25 protein-coding genes are annotated in these 18,000 nt (G+C 72.3%); 17 read left to right on the forward strand and 8 right to left on the reverse strand.

Annotated features, from left to right (window positions below):
- Positions 1-17: 17 nt before the first annotated feature.
- Together ASF78_RS23180 and ASF78_RS23185 are read left to right on the forward strand one after the other, a co-directional pair.
- The coding region (locus tag ASF78_RS23180) for a pectate lyase (RefSeq protein WP_255354847.1) at positions 18-227 on the forward strand (210 nt) is incomplete at its 3' end.
- Positions 228-276: 49 nt separating this feature from the next.
- Positions 277-501, forward strand: coding sequence for a pectate lyase (locus ASF78_RS23185; protein WP_255354848.1), 225 nt, complete (start codon positions 277-279; stop codon positions 499-501).
- A 52-nt stretch (positions 502-553) separates the two neighbouring features.
- On the opposite strand, the gene yiaA is transcribed toward ASF78_RS23185, so the two are convergent.
- Positions 554-1,021, reverse strand: coding sequence for an inner membrane protein YiaA (gene yiaA / locus ASF78_RS21315; protein ID WP_056594557.1), 468 nt, complete (start codon positions 1,019-1,021; stop codon positions 554-556).
- 171 nt (positions 1,022-1,192) lie between these two features.
- Between yiaA and ASF78_RS21320 the strand changes: the two genes are divergently transcribed.
- The 4 genes from ASF78_RS21320 to ASF78_RS21340 all read left to right on the forward strand — a co-directional run bounded on the left by ASF78_RS21320 (position 1,193) and on the right by ASF78_RS21340 (position 4,452).
- Positions 1,193-2,050, forward strand: a complete 858-nt coding sequence (locus tag ASF78_RS21320; protein WP_056594558.1) for an aminoglycoside phosphotransferase family protein — start codon at positions 1,193-1,195, stop codon at positions 2,048-2,050.
- Between the two features lie 113 nt (positions 2,051-2,163).
- Complete coding sequence (locus tag ASF78_RS21325; protein WP_235518756.1) at positions 2,164-2,556, forward strand: GNAT family N-acetyltransferase; 393 nt, start codon at positions 2,164-2,166, stop codon at positions 2,554-2,556.
- 220 nt (positions 2,557-2,776) lie between these two features.
- Positions 2,777-3,811 (forward strand): LLM class flavin-dependent oxidoreductase, encoded by a 1,035-nt coding sequence (locus ASF78_RS21335; protein WP_056594717.1) that lies wholly within the window; start codon positions 2,777-2,779, stop codon positions 3,809-3,811.
- Positions 3,808-4,452: an NADPH-dependent F420 reductase gene (locus ASF78_RS21340; RefSeq protein ID WP_056594565.1), complete on the forward strand. Its 645-nt coding sequence runs from the start codon at positions 3,808-3,810 to the stop codon at positions 4,450-4,452. Before ASF78_RS21335 ends, ASF78_RS21340 begins: the two co-directional genes overlap by 4 nt.
- On the opposite strand, the gene ASF78_RS21345 is transcribed toward ASF78_RS21340, so the two are convergent.
- A complete protein-coding gene (locus tag ASF78_RS21345; RefSeq protein WP_056594569.1) occupies positions 4,449-5,114 on the reverse strand; it encodes a response regulator transcription factor in 666 nt (221 codons plus the stop codon). The two genes, ASF78_RS21340 and ASF78_RS21345, sit on opposite strands and share 4 nt — an antisense overlap.
- Positions 5,111-6,235, reverse strand: coding sequence for a sensor histidine kinase (locus ASF78_RS21350; RefSeq protein WP_056594720.1), 1,125 nt, complete (start codon positions 6,233-6,235; stop codon positions 5,111-5,113). The genes ASF78_RS21345 and ASF78_RS21350 overlap by 4 nt, the downstream gene beginning before the upstream one ends.
- 194 nt (positions 6,236-6,429) lie before the next feature.
- On the opposite strand from ASF78_RS21350, the gene ASF78_RS21355 reads away from it, so the two are divergent.
- Positions 6,430-6,771, forward strand: a complete 342-nt coding sequence (locus ASF78_RS21355) for a DUF6223 family protein (protein WP_056594573.1) — start codon at positions 6,430-6,432, stop codon at positions 6,769-6,771.
- Here the strand turns inward: ASF78_RS21355 and ASF78_RS21360 are convergent.
- Positions 6,768-7,082 carry a WYL domain-containing protein gene (locus tag ASF78_RS21360; RefSeq protein ID WP_056594576.1) on the reverse strand — a complete coding sequence of 105 codons (315 nt, stop codon included), beginning with the start codon at positions 7,080-7,082 and terminating at the stop codon, positions 6,768-6,770. The genes ASF78_RS21355 and ASF78_RS21360 overlap by 4 nt on opposite strands.
- Before the next feature lie 185 nt (positions 7,083-7,267).
- On the opposite strand from ASF78_RS21360, the gene ASF78_RS21365 reads away from it, so the two are divergent.
- Genes ASF78_RS21365 through ASF78_RS21375 form a run of 3 tightly spaced genes read left to right on the forward strand, consistent with a single transcriptional unit; the run spans position 7,268 to position 9,426 of the window.
- A complete protein-coding gene (locus tag ASF78_RS21365) occupies positions 7,268-8,092 on the forward strand; it encodes a carboxylesterase (protein ID WP_056594578.1) in 825 nt (274 codons plus the stop codon).
- 2 nt (positions 8,093-8,094) lie between these two features.
- Positions 8,095-8,877: an MBL fold metallo-hydrolase gene (locus ASF78_RS21370; protein WP_056594580.1), complete on the forward strand. Its 783-nt coding sequence runs from the start codon at positions 8,095-8,097 to the stop codon at positions 8,875-8,877.
- 60 nt (positions 8,878-8,937) lie between these two features.
- A complete protein-coding gene (locus ASF78_RS21375; RefSeq protein WP_056594583.1) occupies positions 8,938-9,426 on the forward strand; it encodes a DUF4274 domain-containing protein in 489 nt (162 codons plus the stop codon).
- A gap of 7 nt (positions 9,427-9,433) precedes the next feature.
- On the opposite strand, the gene ASF78_RS21380 is transcribed toward ASF78_RS21375, so the two are convergent.
- Entirely contained in the window at positions 9,434-9,778 is a 345-nt protein-coding gene (locus ASF78_RS21380) for a hypothetical protein (RefSeq protein ID WP_056594586.1), read from the reverse strand.
- 98 nt (positions 9,779-9,876) lie between these two features.
- Between ASF78_RS21380 and ASF78_RS21385 the strand changes: the two genes are divergently transcribed.
- A complete protein-coding gene (locus ASF78_RS21385) occupies positions 9,877-10,317 on the forward strand; it encodes a YciI family protein (protein ID WP_056594590.1) in 441 nt (146 codons plus the stop codon).
- Positions 10,318-10,319: 2 nt separating this feature from the next.
- Positions 10,320-11,489: an RNA polymerase sigma factor gene (locus tag ASF78_RS21390; protein WP_056594595.1), complete on the forward strand. Its 1,170-nt coding sequence runs from the start codon at positions 10,320-10,322 to the stop codon at positions 11,487-11,489.
- 16 nt (positions 11,490-11,505) lie between these two features.
- Here ASF78_RS21390 and ASF78_RS21395 read toward each other — a convergent pair whose 3' ends face one another.
- Entirely contained in the window at positions 11,506-12,348 is an 843-nt protein-coding gene (locus tag ASF78_RS21395) for an SDR family oxidoreductase (RefSeq protein WP_235518758.1), read from the reverse strand.
- 72 nt (positions 12,349-12,420) lie between these two features.
- On the reverse strand, positions 12,421-13,713 hold the full coding sequence (locus ASF78_RS21400) for a glycosyl hydrolase family 18 protein (RefSeq protein ID WP_082495300.1): 1,293 nt from the start codon (positions 13,711-13,713) through the stop codon (positions 12,421-12,423).
- Positions 13,714-14,032: 319 nt separating this feature from the next.
- Between ASF78_RS21400 and ASF78_RS21405 the strand changes: the two genes are divergently transcribed.
- The 5 genes from ASF78_RS21405 to ASF78_RS21425 all read left to right on the forward strand — a co-directional run bounded on the left by ASF78_RS21405 (position 14,033) and on the right by ASF78_RS21425 (position 17,302).
- Positions 14,033-14,878 carry a CPBP family intramembrane glutamic endopeptidase gene (locus ASF78_RS21405; RefSeq protein WP_056594598.1) on the forward strand — a complete coding sequence of 282 codons (846 nt, stop codon included), beginning with the start codon at positions 14,033-14,035 and terminating at the stop codon, positions 14,876-14,878.
- A complete protein-coding gene (locus ASF78_RS21410) occupies positions 14,875-15,786 on the forward strand; it encodes an ATP-binding cassette domain-containing protein (protein WP_056594601.1) in 912 nt (303 codons plus the stop codon). The genes ASF78_RS21405 and ASF78_RS21410 overlap by 4 nt, the downstream gene beginning before the upstream one ends.
- Positions 15,786-16,502: an ABC transporter permease subunit gene (locus ASF78_RS21415; protein ID WP_056594604.1), complete on the forward strand. Its 717-nt coding sequence runs from the start codon at positions 15,786-15,788 to the stop codon at positions 16,500-16,502. The genes ASF78_RS21410 and ASF78_RS21415 overlap by 1 nt, the downstream gene beginning before the upstream one ends.
- Before the next feature lie 96 nt (positions 16,503-16,598).
- Complete coding sequence (locus ASF78_RS21420; protein ID WP_056594607.1) at positions 16,599-17,099, forward strand: DUF2975 domain-containing protein; 501 nt, start codon at positions 16,599-16,601, stop codon at positions 17,097-17,099.
- Positions 17,099-17,302 carry a helix-turn-helix transcriptional regulator gene (locus ASF78_RS21425; RefSeq protein WP_056025474.1) on the forward strand — a complete coding sequence of 68 codons (204 nt, stop codon included), beginning with the start codon at positions 17,099-17,101 and terminating at the stop codon, positions 17,300-17,302. Before ASF78_RS21420 ends, ASF78_RS21425 begins: the two co-directional genes overlap by 1 nt.
- Positions 17,303-17,305: 3 nt before the next feature.
- Here the strand turns inward: ASF78_RS21425 and ASF78_RS21430 are convergent, their stop codons facing one another.
- Positions 17,306-17,833, reverse strand: coding sequence for a hypothetical protein (locus ASF78_RS21430; protein WP_082495302.1), 528 nt, complete (start codon positions 17,831-17,833; stop codon positions 17,306-17,308).
- Positions 17,834-18,000: the final 167 nt, after the last annotated feature.

Raw genomic sequence — 18,000 nt, forward strand, 5'->3', positions numbered from 1 at the left:
CGTCGAGCTCGCAGGTCATGACCATCAACGGCGGCGGCGCCAAGGGCGCGTCCGACAAGGTCTTCCAGCACAACGGCCCCGGCAAGTTCGTCATCAAGAACTTCCAGGTGACGGACTTCGGCAAGCTCTACCGCTCGTGCGGGAACTGCTCCAAGCAGTACGCCCGCACCGTCGTCATCGACAACATCAAGGTGACCGCCCCGGGCAAGTCCCTGGTCGGGATCAACNTACCGCTCGTGCGGGAACTGCTCCAAGCAGTACGCCCGCACCGTCGTCATCGACAACATCAAGGTGACCGCCCCGGGCAAGTCCCTGGTCGGGATCAACTCCAACCTCGGTGACAAGGCCACGATCACGAACGTGTCGATCTACAACGACTCGTCCAAGAAGATCATGATCTGCGAGGAGTACAAGGGCGTGACCTCGGGCGAGCCGTCGAAGATCGGCTCCGGACCGTCGTCCGCGTGCGGGTACTCGACGTCGTCCATCTCCTACAAGTGACGGCCCGGCCCACCGCACTCCCCTCGTGGGGGTGCGGTGGGCCGCTCGTCGTTCACTGCCAGACGGTCGCCTTCGCGTCCGGCTCGTTCAGCGGCTTCGGGGCTGCGGGCGCGGGCCCGGCGGCGGCCAGGTCGCGGACGTTCTTCTGCACGGCGACCACCGAGAACAGCGCCATCGTGAAGCTCAACCCGAAGAAGCCCTTCTCCGACAGCTCCAACGGCGCGTTGCCCAGCGCGATCGACACGAGGACCAGCGAGGTCAGCACCATCGCCCACGCCAGGCCCAGGAAGATCCCCGTCACCGGCACGCCCTCGGCGCGGTCACGGACCGACTTCTGCACCGCGATGGCGGAGAACAGCCCGAGCAGGAGCAGCGTGCCGAGGAACCCCTTCTCCGCCGGGTCCAGCTCGGCGTTCCACAGCCCGACGCCGTAGGCGAGCAGCGCGATGACGAGAGCCACCCATGACGCACCGACGAACGCGGCGGTCGGTCGGGCGGGGACGGGTTGCTGCTGCGACATGGGACGCTCCGGTGGTCGGGCTGCCGGCATCGTGCCAGCCGCGGCCCCGATGGTGGTGGTCCGAGGTAGTACTACGCAAGCACCTCAGCGGACGAACCTTCGGTCGGCGTAGTTGCGGGCGGGACTGAGAAGGCGCGACAGCGCGCCCGCCGGTTCCCTAGGGTGCGACGCGTGACCGACGCCTCGCCGCCCGCGCTCCCCGGGCTGGCGGCCGCGCAGCGGACCGCTGTCGACGCGTGGTTCCCGGGCGCCGAGCTCGTCGCGGACCACAGCTGGGTGCTCCTCGGCCGGACCGTGCTCCGGCTGCGCCACGAGGGCCGCGACGTCGTCGTGAAGGCCGGGCGGCCCGACGACCACCACATGGACCGGGAGATCGCGGCGCACGCCGAGGTGGTCGCCCCGCTCGCCGACCGCGCGCTCGCCCCCCACCTGCTGCGTGCCGAACCCAGCCTCCGACTGCTCGCGACCACCTGGCTGCCCGGTCTGCTCGTCGAGGGCACCCCCGCCGAGCACGAGCCGCAGGTGTACCGGCAGGCCGGTCGCCTGCTCGCCCTGTTCCACGCCCAGCAGAGCCGGCCCGGTGGCGACCACGAGCTGCGCGCCGACGCCAGGTCGCTGGCGTGGCTCCAGGGGGAGCACCGCATCCCCGACGACGTGGTCGCCCGCCTCCGGGCCGAGCTCGCGCACCCCGTGCCGCCGCGCCCGCTCGTCCCCACCCACGGCGACTGGCAGCCCCGCAACTGGCTGGTCGACGACGGGCGCGTCGCGGTCATCGACTTCGGCCGCACGGACTGGCGTCCGGCCGCGACCGACCTCACCCGGCTGCACGCGAAGCAGCTCCGCGGCCGACCCGACCTCGAGCGGGCGCTCCTCGACGGGTACGGCGGCGACCCGCGCGAGCCGCTGACGTGGCGGCGGGACCGGTTGCGCGAGGCCGTCGGGACCGCCGTGTGGGCGTACAAGGTGGGCGACGCGGGGTTCGAGCAGGAGGGTCACCGGATGATCGCGGACGTGCTGGACGGCGACTGACCCAGTGCCTGGTCGGCCATGATGTGCGCATGTTCGGACGACGTCGTCGCGGCTCTGCACGTGCTCGCTCCCGGGACCCTCTCGGCGGAGGTGCTCTGATCGACGCCCGGTCCGTGTCCATCGACGTGCGGGGTGAGCTCGCCGATCCCGAGCTCGATGCGCTGCACGCCGCCGCGTTCGGTCATCCGGTCACACCGACGCCCTGGCGTCAGCGCCTGGCGGGCCACAGCCTCACGTGGGTCACGGCCCGCCTGGACGGTCGGCTCGTCGGCTTCGTCAACGTGGTCGGCGACGGCGGTGTGCACGCGATCCTGCTGGACACCTGCGTCGCACCCGACGCGCAGGGGCGAGGCGTCGGGCGTGCGCTCGTCCGCGCCGCGGCCGACGAGGCGCGGAGGTCGGGCTGCCACTGGCTGCACGCCGACTACGAGTCCCACCTGGTCGACTTCTACGAGGGCGCGTGCGGGCTGCGGCACAGCGAGGCCGGGCTGATCCGGCTGGCGTGATCCACGTGCTGGGTCAGTCGTCGAAGACGTGCCAGCAGATGGCGCTCCGCAGCCGTCAGGAGGCGGTGGTGCTCGTCGGTCAGCGTGCCTCCGCGTCGGACGGTGATCAGGCGGGGGTCGCGCTCGGTCGGGAGGATGGGCACACCCGTTCCTACCACCAGGAATCGATCGCACCCGGGTATGGTTGAAGGGTCAACTACTGATGATCGAGGAGAACCCCGTGACCACCCTCCAGCTCGGCCTGGACTCGTTCGGCGACCGCCCCCAGGGCCCCGACGGCGAGCTCGTCTCGCACGCCGCCGCGATCCGCCAGGTCGTCGAGGAGGCCGTCCTCGCCGACCAGGTCGGCGTCGACGTCATCGCGCTCGGTGAGCACCACCGGCCCGAGTACTCCGTCTCGTCGCCCGAGACCGTCCTGGCCGCCATCGCCGCCCGCACCTCCCGCCTCCGGCTCGGCTCCGGGGTCACGGTGCTCAGCTCCGACGACCCCGTGCGTGTGTTCCAGCGCTTCGCGACGCTCGACGCGATCTCCGGGGGACGCGCGGAGGTCATCCTCGGCCGCGGCTCCTTCACGGAGTCGTTCCCGCTGTTCGGCTACGACCTCGCCGACTACGACGTGCTCTTCGAGGAGAAGATCGAGCTGTTCTCCCGACTCCTCACCGAGCAGCCCGTCACCTGGTCCGGCACCACGCGCCCGGCCCTGCACGACGCCGACGTCTTCCCCAAGACCGAGTCCGGCCACCTGACCACCTGGGTCGGCGTCGGCGGCTCGCCGCAGTCCGTCGTCCGCACCGCCCAGTACGGCTTTCCCTTGATGCTCGCGATCATCGGCGGGGACCCGCAGCGCTTCGCGCCGTACCTCGACCTGTACCGCCGCGCGGCCGAGCAGTTCGGCACCACCGCGCACCCCGTCGGCATGCACTCCCCCGGGTTCGTCGCGGACACCGACGAGGAAGCCGTCGAGATCTTCTGGCCGCACTACCGCCTCCAGCGCGACCGGATCGGTGCGCTGCGCGGCTGGCCGCCCGTGCGTCGCGAGGAGTTCGACGCCGAGGTCGCGCACGGCTCCCTGTACGTCGGGTCCCCGCAGACCGTCGCGCAGAAGATCGCCCGGGCCGTCACCGCGCTCGGGGTCGGCCGGTTCGACCTCATCTACACGACCGGCGCCCAGCCGGCCGACGCGCGTCTGCGCAACGTCGAGCTCTACGGCACCAAGGTCATCCCCATGGTCCGCGACCTGGTGGCCGACGCGTGACGACCCTCGGCATCCTCGGCGCGGGCAAGGTCGGCACCGTCCTGGCCCGCCTGGCCGTCGCCGCCGGGTACCGGGTGCTCGTCGCGGGCTCCGGCGACCCGGCGAAGATCGCCCTCACGATCGAAGTCCTCGCCCCCGGCGCGGCCGCGGTCACCGCGCTCGACGCAGCCTCCGCCGACGTCGTCATCCTTGCGCTGCCGCTGGGCAAGTACCGCGACCTCCCGGTCGACGCCCTGGCCGGGAAGCTCGTCGTCGACGCCATGAACTACTGGTGGGAGATCGACGGCCTGCGCGACGACCTCACCGACCCCCGGACCACCACCAGCGAGCTCGTCCAGGAGCACCTGACCGGGTCCCGTGTCGTGAAGGCGTTCAACCACATGGGCTACCACGACCTCGACGGCGAGGCCCGGCCCGTCGGGGCGCCCGAGCGCAAGGCGATCGCCGTCGCGGGCGACGACCCGGCCGACACCGCAGCCGTCTCGACGCTCGTCGACCGCCTCGGGTTCGACCCCGTCGTCGTCGGACCGCTCCGCGCCGGTGCCCACCTCCAGCCCGGCACCCCCGCGTTCGGTGCCAACGTGACCGCGCCCGCGCTCGCCGTGCTGGTCGACAACGACCCGAGGCTCGACCCGGTCTAGCGCCGGCCGCCCGGGGTCACCAGCCCGGACTCGTAGGCGAGGACGACGAGCTGGCCCCGGTCGCGGGCGTGGAGCTTGGTCATCGCGCGGTTGATATGGGTCTTCGCGGTCATCGGGGTGATCACCATGCTTGCGGCAACCTCGTCGTTGGACAGCCCCTCCGCGACCAGGGCGACCGCCTCGCGCTCGCGGTTGGTCAGCGCGTGCAGGGCCGTGCCGACGCCCCGGCGTGGCGGCTGGGAGACGAACCGGTCGATCAGCCGGCGCGTGATCGACGGGGAGAGCAGGGCGTCGCCGCGTGCCGCGACGCGAACGGCGTGGAGCAGGTCCTCCGGCTCGATGTCCTTGACGAGGAAGCCCGCTGCCCCCGCACGGAGAGCGTCGAGGACGTACTCGTCGAACCCGTAGGACGTCAGGATCACGACGTGCACCCCGGCGAGGCCCGGGTCCAGGGCGATGCGTCGGGTGGCCTCGATGCCGTCGACGACGGGCATCCGGACGTCGACCAGCGCGACGTCCGGGAGCAGCTCGCGCGCGAGCGCGACCGCGTGCTCACCGTCGCCCGCCTCGCCGACCACCTCGATGTCCTCCTCAAGGTCGAGCAGCGCCCGGAACCCGCTGCGCAGCAGCGGCTGGTCGTCGACGAGCAGGACCCGGATCACGACGCGCTGCTCACCGGGAGCTCGGCCCGCACGGAGAACCCGCCCTCGTCGCGTGGTCGCGCGCGCAGGAGCCCGCCGAGGGCCGCGACCCGTTCCTGCATCCCGAGCAGCCCCACCCCCAGCACCGGGACGCTGCCGGGCGCGGCGCGGCCGTCGTCGTCGATCTGCACCGTGAGCACGTCCCGTCGGCAGTCGATCGTGACCGACGCCGTGCTGGCGTCCGCGTGCCGGGCGACGTTGGTGAGGGCCTCCTGGACGATCCGGTACACGGTCCTGCTCACGGCGGCCGGGACGTCGGGGCGCTCGCCCGCCATCGTCAGCGTCGCGTGCAGCCCGATGGTCCGGGCGCCCTGCACGAGCTCGTGGACGTCGTCGAGGCCGCGCGGCTGGGTCGTGCCGTCCTCGCGCAGCGCCGTCAGCGTCGCGCGCAGCTCGCGCGTCGCCTCGCGCCCGGCCGCCTGGATGGCCAGCAGCGCCGCCGGCACCGGCTCACCTCGCCGGCGGGTGACGTGGACCGCGACCTCGGACTGCACCTTGATGACCGCGATCTGGTGGGTGAGCGAGTCGTGCAGCTCCCGCGCGATGTGCAGCCGCTCCTCGTCGGCACGGCGCCGCGCGACCTCCTCCCGGGTGCGCTCCGCCTCGTCGGCCCGCCGCTCGGCCTGCCGGAGCGCCTCACCCGCCGCGGCCGCCGCGACCAGCCACGCCAGCTCGAGCACGTCGCGCGCCTGCTCGAACGCCGCACCCGCGTCCTGCCCGGAGAGCAGGGCCACCGCCGGGAGCACGACGAGCACGGCGACACTCGCGATCAGGGTGGCCGCGCGGCGCCCCGCCCGCATCGCCGCGTACACCGCGACCAGGAAGGCCACGGCCGGCACGTCGAAGCCGGCCACCTGGGAGCCCACCGCGCACAGCCCCGTGACCGCCAGCACGAGGACGGGTGCACGACGCGCGGCGCCGAGTGCCAGGCCGCCGGCCGCCAGGAGGGCGAGGCCGAGCACGCCGCGTCCGCCGGCCGGGTGGTCGCCCGACAGCCCCGCGGCCACCTGCGCACCGGCCACGCCGACGGCGATCACCGCGTCCCTGACGGGAGCCGGGACGTCGAACCGTCGCGAGCCCATCCCGGCACCGTAGCCGGACACCTCCGACGGACGGATCCCGCCCGGGACGGACCGGCTCCTACCGCGAGCGCGGTAGGCGAGGCCCCGCTACGACCTCCGCGGCAGCGCCAAGAGCCCACGCCTGCCGGACGACCGAGGGGCTCCCCGACGACAGGCTTCGCAGGACACGCAACCCACCGACGAGGAGACAGATCATGCACGGAGCACCCGTCTCGTACGCAGCCGCAGCAGTCACCGGCCTCACCCCCGGCCGCATCGGGCCCACCGCCGTCGCCGTCGTCGCCCTGGTCGCCGTGGTCGTCGGCGGGCTGGCTCTCACCGGCCGGGCAGGGCGTTCGGGTGCCCTCGCAGCTCTCGTGCTGGGCCTGCTCGGCACCGTCGCCGGCGCGGTGTTCGCGGTGACCGCCCGCGGCGGCCTGGGCACGGGGAACGGGCTCGGCGGAGCCGTCGTGGCCGTGGCCCTCGGGTCCCTCGCCGTCGTGCTCGGCGGGCTGGCCCTCGCCCGGTCCCGGTCGGCGGCACGCCCACCGGTCTAGGCACGCCCGAAGCGCGCGCCCCAGTCCTGCACCATCGCGGCCAGCTCGGGGGGCGAGACGACCGTGAACTCCGCCCCGAGGGAGCCCAGCGCGAACAGCGGCCCCTCGAGCGAGTCCGTCTCCATCGTCAGCGTGCAGCGCGTCGACGCGTCGACGCGGACGTGGGCCCACCGGCCGACGACGGCGCGAACGGCGCCCGCCGACGTCTCGACCACCACCTCGACCCGGTGCCGACCGGCGTGCGCGTCGCCGAGGACCCGGCTGCGGACGCCACCCCGGCGGTCGCGTCGGGCTCGGTGCTCGTCATGCACGATGCATCGGCACGAGGCGACGAGAAGCGGAGCACGTCCAGCGTCTTCCACGGCAGCGGGTACATGGTCTGCACAGCAGCAACAGAACCGTGCACCCGGAGAACACTGCGCGTAACCCGCCGGTGCCACAGTGCTCTCCAACCGGTCGGACGAACCGGACACGCGACGAGGGACGAGGTGGCGTCATGACGGCTCCGGACACGATCGTGCTCATCCACGGCTTCTGGGTCACACCCCGCTCCTGGGAGGGCTGGAAGGCGTACTACGAGGCCAAGGGCTACACGGTCCACACGCCCGGCTACCCGGGGTTCGAGGTGGAGGTCGAGGCGCTGCGCGCGGACCCGACACCGATCGCGAACCTCACGGTGGACGCGATCGCGTCTCACCTGGACGAGTTCATCAGCTCGTTGGACACCCCCACGAAGCCGATCCTGATGGGCCACTCGGCGGGTGGGACGTTCCTGCAGCTCATGCTCGACCGCGGGCACGGGAGTGCCGCGGTCGCGCTGAACTCGGCGCCGGTCGAAGGCGTGCTCGTCACCCCGTGGTCGCAGCTCAAGTCGGTGTTCCCCGTCGTGAAGAACCCGGCGAACCATCACCGCGCGGTCGGTCTGTCGTTCGAGGAGTGGACGTACGCGTTCACCAACACGTACACGCCGGAGCAGTCGCGGGAGTTCTACGACAGGTACCACATCCCCGCGTCGGGCCGGGTGCTGATCGACTCGGTCCTGGCGAACGTGCAGCCGGGCCACCAGGACGCGTGGGTCGACTTCCACAACCCGAACCGGGTGCCGCTGCTGTTCCTGTCGGGCTCGGAGGACCACATCATGCCGCCCTCGGTGCAGGCGTCGAACGCGAAGCACTACAAGGGCGAGGGAACGGTCACCGAGCACGAGACCTACGACGGGCGGCCGCACCTCATGGTCGCGGGTCCCGGCTGGGAGGAGATCGCCGACCGCGCGCTGGAGTGGGCACTCGCTCACGCCACCTCGAACGCCACGTCCGCCTGACGGTGTCCAGCCTGACGTTCACGCACATCGGGGGCCCGACGGCACTCCTCGAGGTCGACGGCTGGCGCATCCTGACCGATCCGACGTTCGACGCCCCCGGCCGGACCTACGCGTTCGGCTGGGGGACGTCGTCGCGCAAGACGGCCGGTCCGGCGCTGTCCGTGGAGGAGGTGGGTCCGGTCGACGCGGTCCTGCTCAGTCACGACCACCACGCGGACAACCTCGACGACGCCGGTCGCGCGATGCTCGCCGGGGTCCCGACGGTCCTCACGACCGTTCCGGGCGCCCGCCGGCTGGGCCCTCCAGCCGTGGGCCTGCACCCGTGGGAGGTGACGACGCTGACGCACCCCGACCGGCCGACGCTGACGGTCACGGCGACTCCCGGCCGGCACGGTCCCGTCGGCGCACAGGCGCTCGTGGGTGCCGTCACCGGCTTCGGCCTGACGTGGGAGGGCCAGGAGCACGGGGCGGTGTGGGTCACCGGTGACACGGTGCTGACCTCCGAGGTGCGTCGGGTACCGGAGCGACTCCAGGTGGGCACGGTGGTCGTGCACCTGGGCGGGGTCCGGTTCCCCACGACCGGCCCCCTGCGCTACACGATGACGGTCGCGGACGGGCGCGAGCTGTGCCGGTCGCTCAGACCGCGCACGGTCCTGCCCGTGCACCACGAAGGGTGGTCGCACTTCCTGGACAGCGCGGCGGCGCTGGAACGGCCGGAGCTCGCGCCCGACGGCGGGACCACCGTGTGGGCGGAGCCCGGCAGGGCGGTGCCCGTCGAGGTGTAGGCGCGTCCGTCAATCCGGCGGTCTCCCGCAGGGGACGAGTCCAGCCGGTACGTTGCGGGCGTGACGACCACCGGGCCCGACGCCGCCGAGGCGTTCCTGCGCGACTTCCTGTCCACCGCCACCCCGCAGCAGCGGCACACGTTCGTGCGCCGCACCAACTACGACGACGGCACCGACCGCCTCCGGTTCGTGCTCGACGACGCGTCCACGGACCGGGCGACGGCGCTGGCCGCGTACTGGATGCTCGGTGCGGGCTACTACGCCCAGTACGCGACGGTCGACGACGCAGCGGACTACGAGCGGCCGACGTGGGAGCTGCTGCGCGTCGTCGAGCAGCGGTACGCCGACGGGTTCTGGGCGGACCACGGGATCGGCTTCGACCCGACCGACGACGAGGGCGACGACTGGACGACGGAGTACTCCGAGGTCGTCCGACCGATCCCGGACGCGATGCGTGAGCCTGTCGCCGGGGAGCCCGTCGACGACGACGACACCGAGGACGGTCTGCCCCTCGACGTCTACGAGCACTACGAGGCTCTCGTCGACTGAGCGCGGCTCAGGCCCGGCTGCGCCGCCAGCTCAGCATCACGAACAGGTCCCGCTCCCCGCGGGCACCTTCGAGGACGGCCCGTGCGACGGCCGGCTCCCCGGCCTGCTCGCAGGACCACAGCTCGAAGTCCATGGTCTGTGACCACCCCTCGGGCAGGTAGCCGAGGACCGTGTCACCGTCGACGACCTTCACGACGTCGTGCGCGGTGCGTGCCAGCACGACGGCGAAGCCGCGCTCGGACCGGTGGGCCCGAGACGGAGCGGCATCCTCGACGAACCCGCGCACACGCACGGGCACGTGCCCGCCGCCGGCGGGCACCAGCCGACCGGGCATCCGGGTCGTCGGGTCCATGCGCGGAAACTACTCCCGCTCGACGCGTAGAGAAACTCCGGACCGCTCCGTTCTTCGAGTGCCAGTGCCAGTCTGGGCACGACGAAGGAGGAGCAGTCATGGCCAAGTACCTGCTGATCGTGGACTTCCAGAGCGGTCCCGACGAGTCCCCGATGTCCGAGTGGACCGACGACGAGGTCGCCGCGCACCTGAACTACTACGGCCGGCTGAACGCGGAGCTGATCGCCAACGGTGAGCTCGTCGGTGGCGAGGTCCTCACGGGTCCCGACCTGGCGAAGGTCGTGCGGTCCGACGGCGTCACGCCGGTGATCACGGACGGCCCGTTCCAGGAGTTCAAGGAGTGGGTCGCGGGCTACCAGATCGTCGACGTGGAGTCCGAGGAGCGCGCTCTGGAGATCGCCGGGCTCGTCTCGGCGGTGCCGGGGCGCGGCGGGGTCCCGACGCAGCAGCCCATCCAGGTGCGCCGGATCATGGACGACGGACCGTCGGGCGTCGAGGAGATGAACGCGTACCTCGAGACGGCGAGCAACCCGCGCTGAACGTGTCCCGCGACGTCGAGGACCTGCTGCGCGAGCTGGCGCCGCAGGTCCTCGGCACGCTCGCGCGCCGGTGGGGCGACTTCGACGCCGCGGAGGACGCGGTGCAGGAGGCCCTGATCGCGGCGGCACGGCACTGGCCGGTCGACGGCGTCCCGGCGCAGCCGCGCGGGTGGCTGCTGCAGACGGCATCACGACGGATGGTCGACCAGTGGCGCAGCGACACCGCCCGCCGGGACCGGGAGCTCCGGGTCTCCGCGGAACCGGCGACCGGTATGACCACCGAGGTCGACGACACCCTGACGGTGCTGTTCCTGTGCTGCCACCCGCTGCTGACACCCACGTCCGCGATCGCGCTGACCCTGCGCGCGGTGGGCGGGCTGACCACCGCCGAGATCGCCCGCGCGTTCCTGGTGCCCGAGGCGACGATGGCGCAGCGGATCAGCCGGGCCAAGCAGAGGGTCGCGGGCGAACGCTTCTCGATGCCGTCGTCCGACGAGCGCCCCGACCGGCTCCGCAGCGTGCTGCGCGTCCTCTACCTGATGTTCAACGAGGGGTACACCGACCTCGCCCGGGCAGACCTGTCCGAGGAGGCGATCCGCCTGGCCCGTCACGTGCGGGCCGCCGACGACGACCCCGAGGTCGCCGGTCTGCTCGCCCTGATGCTCCTGACGGACGCCCGACGCCCTGCGCGGACCGATGCGTCGGGCGCCCCGGTGACTCTGGCCGACCAGGACCGGAGCCGGTGGGACCGCGCCACGGTGGCGGAGGGGACCGCGCTGCTCGACGGGGCGATCGGTCATGGAGCCGTGGGCGAGTACCAGCTGCAGGCGGCGATCGCGGCTATCCACGACCGGGCGCCCACCGCGGACGCGACGGACTGGCCGCAGATCCTCGCGCTGTACGAGCTGCTGGAGCGGATGACGGGCAGCCCCGTCGTGACGCTCAACCGCGCGGTCGCCGCGTCCATGGTCGGCGGCCCGTCGGCCGGGCTGGCCCTCCTCGACGGTCTCGACGAGTCGCTCCCCCGCCTCGACCAGCTCCGCGCCCACCTGTTCGAGCAGGCGGGCGACCACGACCGGGCGCTGCACCACTACCGCCGGGCGGCCGGCCGGGCGACGAACGTCGCGGAACGCCGGTACCTCGACGCGCAGGTGGCGCGGCTCGTGCCGTGACCGGTCGCCGTGTCCCTCAGCCGAGCAGCGCCTGCATCCTCGTGCGGACCAGCCGCGCCGCGCGCTCGGGCGCCAGGCGGGCGAGGACGTCCAGGACGGCCGCGTCCTTCCCGACGGTGACCCGGTAGGCGTCCCGTTCGACGGCGTCGAGGATGCGTCGCGCGGCCGCCGGCGCCGGCGTCATCAGCTTCTCCACCTTCCGCGCGGTCGCCCCGGAGACCTCCGGCGCGCGCACCCCGGAGTTCTCGACGATCCGTGTGCGGGTCGCTCCCGGGAACACGACGGTGACGGACACCGACGTGCCGGCCAGCTCGGCGTGCAGCCCCTCCGTGAGGAGCCGGAGCGCCGCCTTCGACGCCCCGTACGCGGTCTGCCGGGGCACGGGCAGGAAGGCGCCCATGCTCGACACGTTCACCAGGTGCGCACGGGGCCTCGCGACGAGGTGCGGCAGGAACGCCTTCGTCGTGTGCACCGGCCCCCAGAAGTTCACCGCCATCACCCGCTCGATGTCGGCGTACCCCAGGTCGAGCAGCGGGACGAACGGCTGGATGATCCCGGCGCAGTTGATCAGGCCGTCGACCTGACCGTGCTCGTCGACGACGGCCGCGGGGAGCGCCTCGACGGCCGCCCGGTCGGTGACGTCGACGACGTGCGTCGAGAGCCTGTCCGCCCGCGCACCGGCCCGGTCGGCGGTCGCACGCAGGTGGTCCGGCGTGCGGCTGACCGCGGCGACCCGCGCGCCGCGTGCGAGGAGCCCGAGCACGAGCTCACGGCCGATGCCGTCGCCGGCACCGGTCACGACGACCGTCGTCCCTGCCACCTTCATCGCCCGGCGCCCCCTGCCGATCTGCTGCGCCACCGTACTGCGGCGGACCGTGGACGCCGAGCCCTGCCGCGTCCGGCGAGGCTCGGCGTCGACGGCTCCTTCCGGTCAGGCCGGCAGCCAGAGCGCCAGGACGTTCGGCGGCTCCCAGCCCGGCAGCGACGTGTGCGACTGGCGGCAGGTGTAACGCGTGCCGGAGTAGGTGACGACGTCGCCGACCTTGTACGACGTGTACGCCGCCCACGAGCCGCTGGGCGACGTCGGAGTCGGCGAGGCGGTCGGGGTGGGCGTCGGCGTCGATGTCGGCGTGGGGGTCGGCGTCGGAGTCGGGAACGTGCCGCCGATCAGCGACCGCACGTTGTCGCCGAACGTCCAGCCCTTCGACCCGTCCCAGTTGATCGACCAGGTCATGAGCCCCTTGGGTGCCCCGCCGAGCTGCGACCAGGCCTGGGAGACGAGCGCCGGGCTCATGTACCCGCCTCCGGCGCCGACCTGCGCCGGGAGACCGGGGACCTGCTTGTCGAACGGCACCCGGATCGTCGTGCCCTGCACCGTCAGGCCCGCGTCGAGGCACCGGGTCTGGGCGACGAAGCCCGCGACCGTGCCGGCGGCGTAGGAGTTGCCCGCGCAGTCGTACATGGAGCCGTTGTAGTACTGCATGTTGAGCCACCAGAGGCGGCCGTTGTCGGCGTACTTCTTGATGATCGGCAGGTAGGAGCCCCAGATCGACCCGTAGACCACCGCGCCGCCCGTCACGTAGGCGGTCTCGGGTGCCATGGTCAGGCCGAACCCGGCGGGCATCGCTGCGAGGACCCCGTCGATGATGCGGACGAGGTTCGCCTGCGACGTGGACAGCGTGCCGATGCTGCCGGAGCCGGTGAGCCCGGCCTCGATGTCGATGTCGATGCCGTCGAAGTTGTTGGCCTTGAGGATCGGCACGATGGTCGCGACGAAGCGGTCCGCGACGGCCGCCGACGACAGGTCGATGCTGGCGTTCGCCCCACCGATGGACAGGAGGATCGTGTGCCCCTGCGCCTTCGCCGCGCAGATCTGGGCCGGCGTCGGGACGTCGACGCCGGTGTCCATGCCGTCGGCCCACCTCACGGTGCCGTCGGGGAGGATCACGGGGAACGCCGCCATGAGCACGTTGTAGCCGTGCTGCGCCTGGCGGGAGTCGTCGATGGGGATGTAGCCGAGACCGGGGTGGACGCTGGAGTTGTCCCAGCTCTCCCAGTAGCCCTGGAGGACCTTGCCGGTCGGTCGGGACTTCTGCGCACAGGTGTCGGCGGCGCTGGCCGCGGACGCGTTGACGGTCAGACCGACGGTGGCGACGAGGCCGGTGGCGACCACCGCTGAGAGCAGAGCGGTGGCGAGGCGGCGTGGATGGACGGATCGAGGCATGGCGAAACCCTCCGAGAGCGAACGGACGGACGATTCGGCACCCGACCGTCACGAGGAGGGATGCCGCGGGCGAGCACGACGACGTCGTTGTCGTCGCGCTCGGCCGTCCGGGAGGGCGGACGACCTGCGGATGACCGTATTGCCCGGGGCCGGGTGAATGGAAGGGGTCCTAACAAAACCACGACATCTACGCTGGTCACGGACACGGCGTCGCGCTCCGCGCACGGCATCGCGTCCGGGGTGCGGTCCGGCGACCTGTCCGCCATCGTGACTTTCAGTGGCGAGACGTCACGCCGACCCCACGACAGGAGCCGCATCCGTGTCCACCAGCTCTCCCTCGACGTCCGGCTGGACGGCCTTCTGGAACCGGGGCGGGTGGTGGCGAGCGGCGCTCGTCGCCGTCGTCTACCTGGCCCTCTACCTGCTCGGCGGCCAGCTGGTCGGCCTCCTGTTCGGCGACCAGGTCGACCCCGACAACCTCTTCGCGACACCGCAGAGCGTCTTCTTCGGCCTGTTCCTCCCGCTCGCCATCGGCGCCGTGGTGCTCATCGCGTTCGTGGCCTCGCTGCACTGGTTCCCGGCGCTCTTCGCCCGTCAACCGATCGGTGGCCGGTGGTGGATGTGGCTCGCGCCTGTCGCCGTCGTCGTCGCGATCCTCCTGCGGCTCTTCGGCATCGACTACGGGTCGTACGCGGCCGGGGTGGTGGCGGTGACGTTCGTGTCCGGGCTGCTGGTCGGCTTCGTCGAGGAGATCCTCACCCGGGGCATCGCGGTGAAGATGCTGCGGGACGCAGGGAAGTCCGAGTGGGTGGTGATGGTGGTCTCGTCGCTGATCTTCGGCCTGCTGCACGCCTCGAACATCCTGGGCGGCCAGGAGATCCTCACCGTCGCGCTGACCGTCGTCTTCGCCTTCGGCTTCGGCATCTGCATGTACCTGACGCTGCGCGTGACCGGGAACCTGATCTGGCCGATGCTCCTGCACGGCCTCTACGACCCGACGCTCTTCCTGGCGACCGGAGGCATCGACGAGGTCCACTCGGGCCCGCAGAGCGAGCTCCTCACGCTCGCCGGTCCGTCCAACATGATCTTCATCCTGATCGCGGTCGTCGGGCTGATCTTCGTGCGCGGCCGCGTGAAGCCGACCCACGAGGGCGTCGTTGCATGATCGTCACCACGGCAGGTCTGGGTCGGACGTACGGGCGCAAGAGAGCGGTCGACGACGTGAGCTTCACGCTGCGACCCGGTCGGCTGACCGGCTTCCTGGGTCCCAACGGCTCGGGCAAGTCCACGACGATGCGCCTCATGCTCGGCCTCGACCGCGGGGACGGCCGCACCGAGTGGGACGGGCAGCAGCTGCGCGACCTGCCGGTCCCCGCCCGCGCGGTCGGGGCACACCTCGACGCCAAGGCCTTCCACCCGAAGCGGACCGTCCGCCGGCACCTGATGATGCACGCGGCGGCGAGCGGCGTCGGCGCGCGTCGGGTCACCGAGGTCCTCGACCTCGTCGGCCTCGGGTCCGTGGCCGACGACTCCCCCGGCGGGTTCTCGCTCGGGATGGCCCAGCGGGTCGGTCTGGCGACGGCGATCCTCGCCGAGCCGGACGTGCTCATGCTCGACGAGCCCTCGAACGGGCTGGACCCGCAGTCGATCCAGTGGCTGCGGGAGTTCCTGCGCGCGTACGCGCACGCCGGCCACACCGTCTTCGTGTCCAGCCACCTGCTGCCGGAGATGCAGCTCATGGCCGACCACGTGGTGGTCATCGGGCGCGGCACGGTCCTGGCCGACCAGTCCGTCGCCGACTTCGTCGACCGCAGCACGTCCAGCCAGGTCCTCGTGCGGGTCGCGGACACCGCGGCGGTGCTGGGCGCCGCCACCCGCGCCGGCCTCACGGCGGTGTCCGAGGGCCCCGACGGCGTGGTGGTGACGGGCGCGTCGACCGAGCAGGTGGGGCTGCTGGTGCACGAGACCGGGCAGCCGGTGCGCGAGCTGGTCGCCCGGAACGCCTCCCTCGAGCAGGCGTTCATCGACCTGACGCGGGACGCGCAGGAGTACACCGGCGGGGAGGTGGCCTGATGGAGGGCATGCGCCGGGCCGTGCTCTTCGAGGTGCGCCGCGTGACGTCGGTGGGGTCCACCTGGATCCTGCTGGGACTGATCTTCCTGGTGGGTCTGGCGACGAGCCTGAACCAGCTGCGGGGCGAGACCTCAGCCGCCGACTTCCCGCTCGGTGCCGTGAACCACCTCACCGCGGGAGGCGTGGTGGCGGCGGCCGTCGGAGCGTCCGCGATCGGCGCCGAGCTCCGCTGGAACACCCTGCGCGCGCTCTACACGGCCTTCCCGCGGCGCACGGACATCGTCCTGGCGAAGGTCGGGGTGGTCGTCGTGCTGCTCGTCGCCCTGAGCATCGTGTGCACCGTCGTGGACACCGTCGTGACCAGCGTGGCCGCCGGGGGGACCGGCTTCGACGGTGCGTGGTTCGGGCTCGGCACGCGCTCGGCCCTCGTGCTCGTGTGCTGGGGCGTGATCGGCTTCTCGGTCGCCGCGCTCACCCGCAGCCAGGTCGCGGGGTTCCTGGTGCCGGTCGCGGTGGCCTACATCGTCGAGATCGGGCTCCTGTCGATCTTCCCGTCGAACACGCTCGCCTCCGTGCTGCCGTTCATCAACGCGTCCGAGGCGACCTCCGTGGGGATCCCGGCCGTCGAGGCGTTCGAGCGTGCCGCGGTGTTCGGTGGCTGGGCCGTCGTCCTGCTCGTCGCCGCCGTCGTGGTCCTGCGCCGCCGGGACGCCTGACGGAGCCGGGCGCCGCATCGCCGGGACTTGCCACCCTCGTCGCGAAACGATAGTTTTCTATCGTTAATCAATAGATCGCGATGAAGGAGCTCCACCATGGGTCGACTGGCCATCCTCGCCCTGAGGGCGGTGATCGTGCTGATGTTCGCCGGCCTGCTGGCGGTGCAGATCATGATCATCCCCGCCATCGGCCGCGACATCGACGACGACGGCGGCCCCGAGGTCGCCCACCTGAAGTGGCCGCTCATGATCATCCTGTTCCTCGGCGTGCTGGCCGTGCAGGTGGCCGTGGCCTGCGTCTGGCGGCTGCTCACGATGGTCCGCAAGGACACCGTGTTCAGCGCGGCCGCGTTCCGGTGGGTCGACGTCATCATCGGCGCCGCGGTCACGGCCACCCTGCTCGCGGTGGTCCTGTCGTTCGTGCTGGCGCCGGGCGAGGCCGTCGCACCGGGGATCGTCCTGCTCATCGTCATCGGCGGCATGGGCACCGCGGGCATCGCCCTGCTGGTGCTCGTCCTGCGCATCCTCCTGACCAAGGCGATGGTGCTCGACTCGACCGCCACCACCCTGCGCGCCGAGCTCGACGAGGTGATCTGATGCCGATCGTCGTGGACGTCGACGTCATGCTCGCCCGCCGCAAGATGTCCGTCGGGGAGCTGGCCGACCGCGTCGGCATCACCCCCGCCAACCTCGCGGTGCTGAAGAACGGGCGCGCCAAGGCGGTCCGGTTCACCACGCTCGAGGCGCTGTGCGAGGTGCTGGAGTGCCAGCCGGGCGACCTGCTGCGCCGGGAGGCCTGACGGTCAGCGGGCGCCCGACGCGGCTGCGACGGCGAACAGCGCGAGGCTGCGGCCCCACGACCGCGCCTTCTCCAGCTCGTCGGGCCGGAGCCCGCTGGAGCGGCCCGTGACGGTGAACGACTCGGGCGGCACGACGAGCTCGGCGCCGGCTCGGGTGAGCCGCTTGCCGATGGTGTGTGCGGCCGACCCCGCGAGCCGGCCCGCGACTGCGGTGTCGAAGACAGCGGTGGCCTGACCGGACGCGAGCCCGACGACCTGGTCCAGCCACTCGCGCACGCCGTCCCCGCGGGACACCGTCCCCGTCCCGTCCGCTCGAGCCACGTCACGGGTGCGCGCCGTGGACAGGCCCCGCTGGTGCGTCGGAGCGCCCACCACGAGCAGGCTCGGTCGCAGCGCGAGCGACGGTGCCCCGGCCAGGCCCACCTCGCAGACCGTCACCGGGACGCGCAGGTCGGCCAGCCCGGATGCGACGGCCTCGGCGATCGCAGCGGTGCTTCCGTACATCGACTCGAAGACGACGAGAGCGGTCATGTGACCACGGTGTCGTGCCGGACACGATCCCGTCGCGGGCCGAAGGTCCTCCCGTCGGCCTATCCGTTTCGCCCCCTTCCTCCGAGAGCATCCGATCCCTACACTCCGGTCGAAGCGCTTCGATGACGAGCGCGACGCCGGGGGCACCGACGCCCTCACGCGCTCGA

The organism is Cellulomonas sp. Leaf334, from assembly GCF_001424195.1.
Taxonomy (GTDB): Bacteria; Actinomycetota; Actinomycetes; order Actinomycetales; family Cellulomonadaceae; genus Cellulomonas.

Bases quoted from the DNA above. Each gene is read 5' to 3' on its own strand.
- yiaA (WP_056594557.1), bottom strand. From the start codon at position 1,021: ATGTCGCAGCAGCAACCCGTCCCCGCCCGACCGACCGCCGCGTTCGTC.
- ASF78_RS21350 (WP_056594720.1), bottom strand. From the start codon at position 6,235: ATGGGCTCGCGACGGTTCGACGTCCCGGCTCCCGTCAGGGACGCGGTG.
- ASF78_RS21355 (WP_056594573.1), top strand. From the start codon at position 6,430: ATGCACGGAGCACCCGTCTCGTACGCAGCCGCAGCAGTCACCGGCCTC.
- ASF78_RS21365 (WP_056594578.1), top strand. From the start codon at position 7,268: ATGACGGCTCCGGACACGATCGTGCTCATCCACGGCTTCTGGGTCACA.
- ASF78_RS21380 (WP_056594586.1), bottom strand. From the start codon at position 9,778: ATGGACCCGACGACCCGGATGCCCGGTCGGCTGGTGCCCGCCGGCGGC.
- ASF78_RS21385 (WP_056594590.1), top strand. From the start codon at position 9,877: ATGGCCAAGTACCTGCTGATCGTGGACTTCCAGAGCGGTCCCGACGAG.
- ASF78_RS21400 (WP_082495300.1), bottom strand. From the start codon at position 13,713: ATGCCTCGATCCGTCCATCCACGCCGCCTCGCCACCGCTCTGCTCTCA.
- ASF78_RS21410 (WP_056594601.1), top strand. From the start codon at position 14,875: ATGATCGTCACCACGGCAGGTCTGGGTCGGACGTACGGGCGCAAGAGA.
- ASF78_RS21415 (WP_056594604.1), top strand. From the start codon at position 15,786: ATGGAGGGCATGCGCCGGGCCGTGCTCTTCGAGGTGCGCCGCGTGACG.
- ASF78_RS21420 (WP_056594607.1), top strand. From the start codon at position 16,599: ATGGGTCGACTGGCCATCCTCGCCCTGAGGGCGGTGATCGTGCTGATG.
- ASF78_RS21425 (WP_056025474.1), top strand. From the start codon at position 17,099: ATGCCGATCGTCGTGGACGTCGACGTCATGCTCGCCCGCCGCAAGATG.
- ASF78_RS21430 (WP_082495302.1), bottom strand. From the start codon at position 17,833: ATGACCGCTCTCGTCGTCTTCGAGTCGATGTACGGAAGCACCGCTGCG.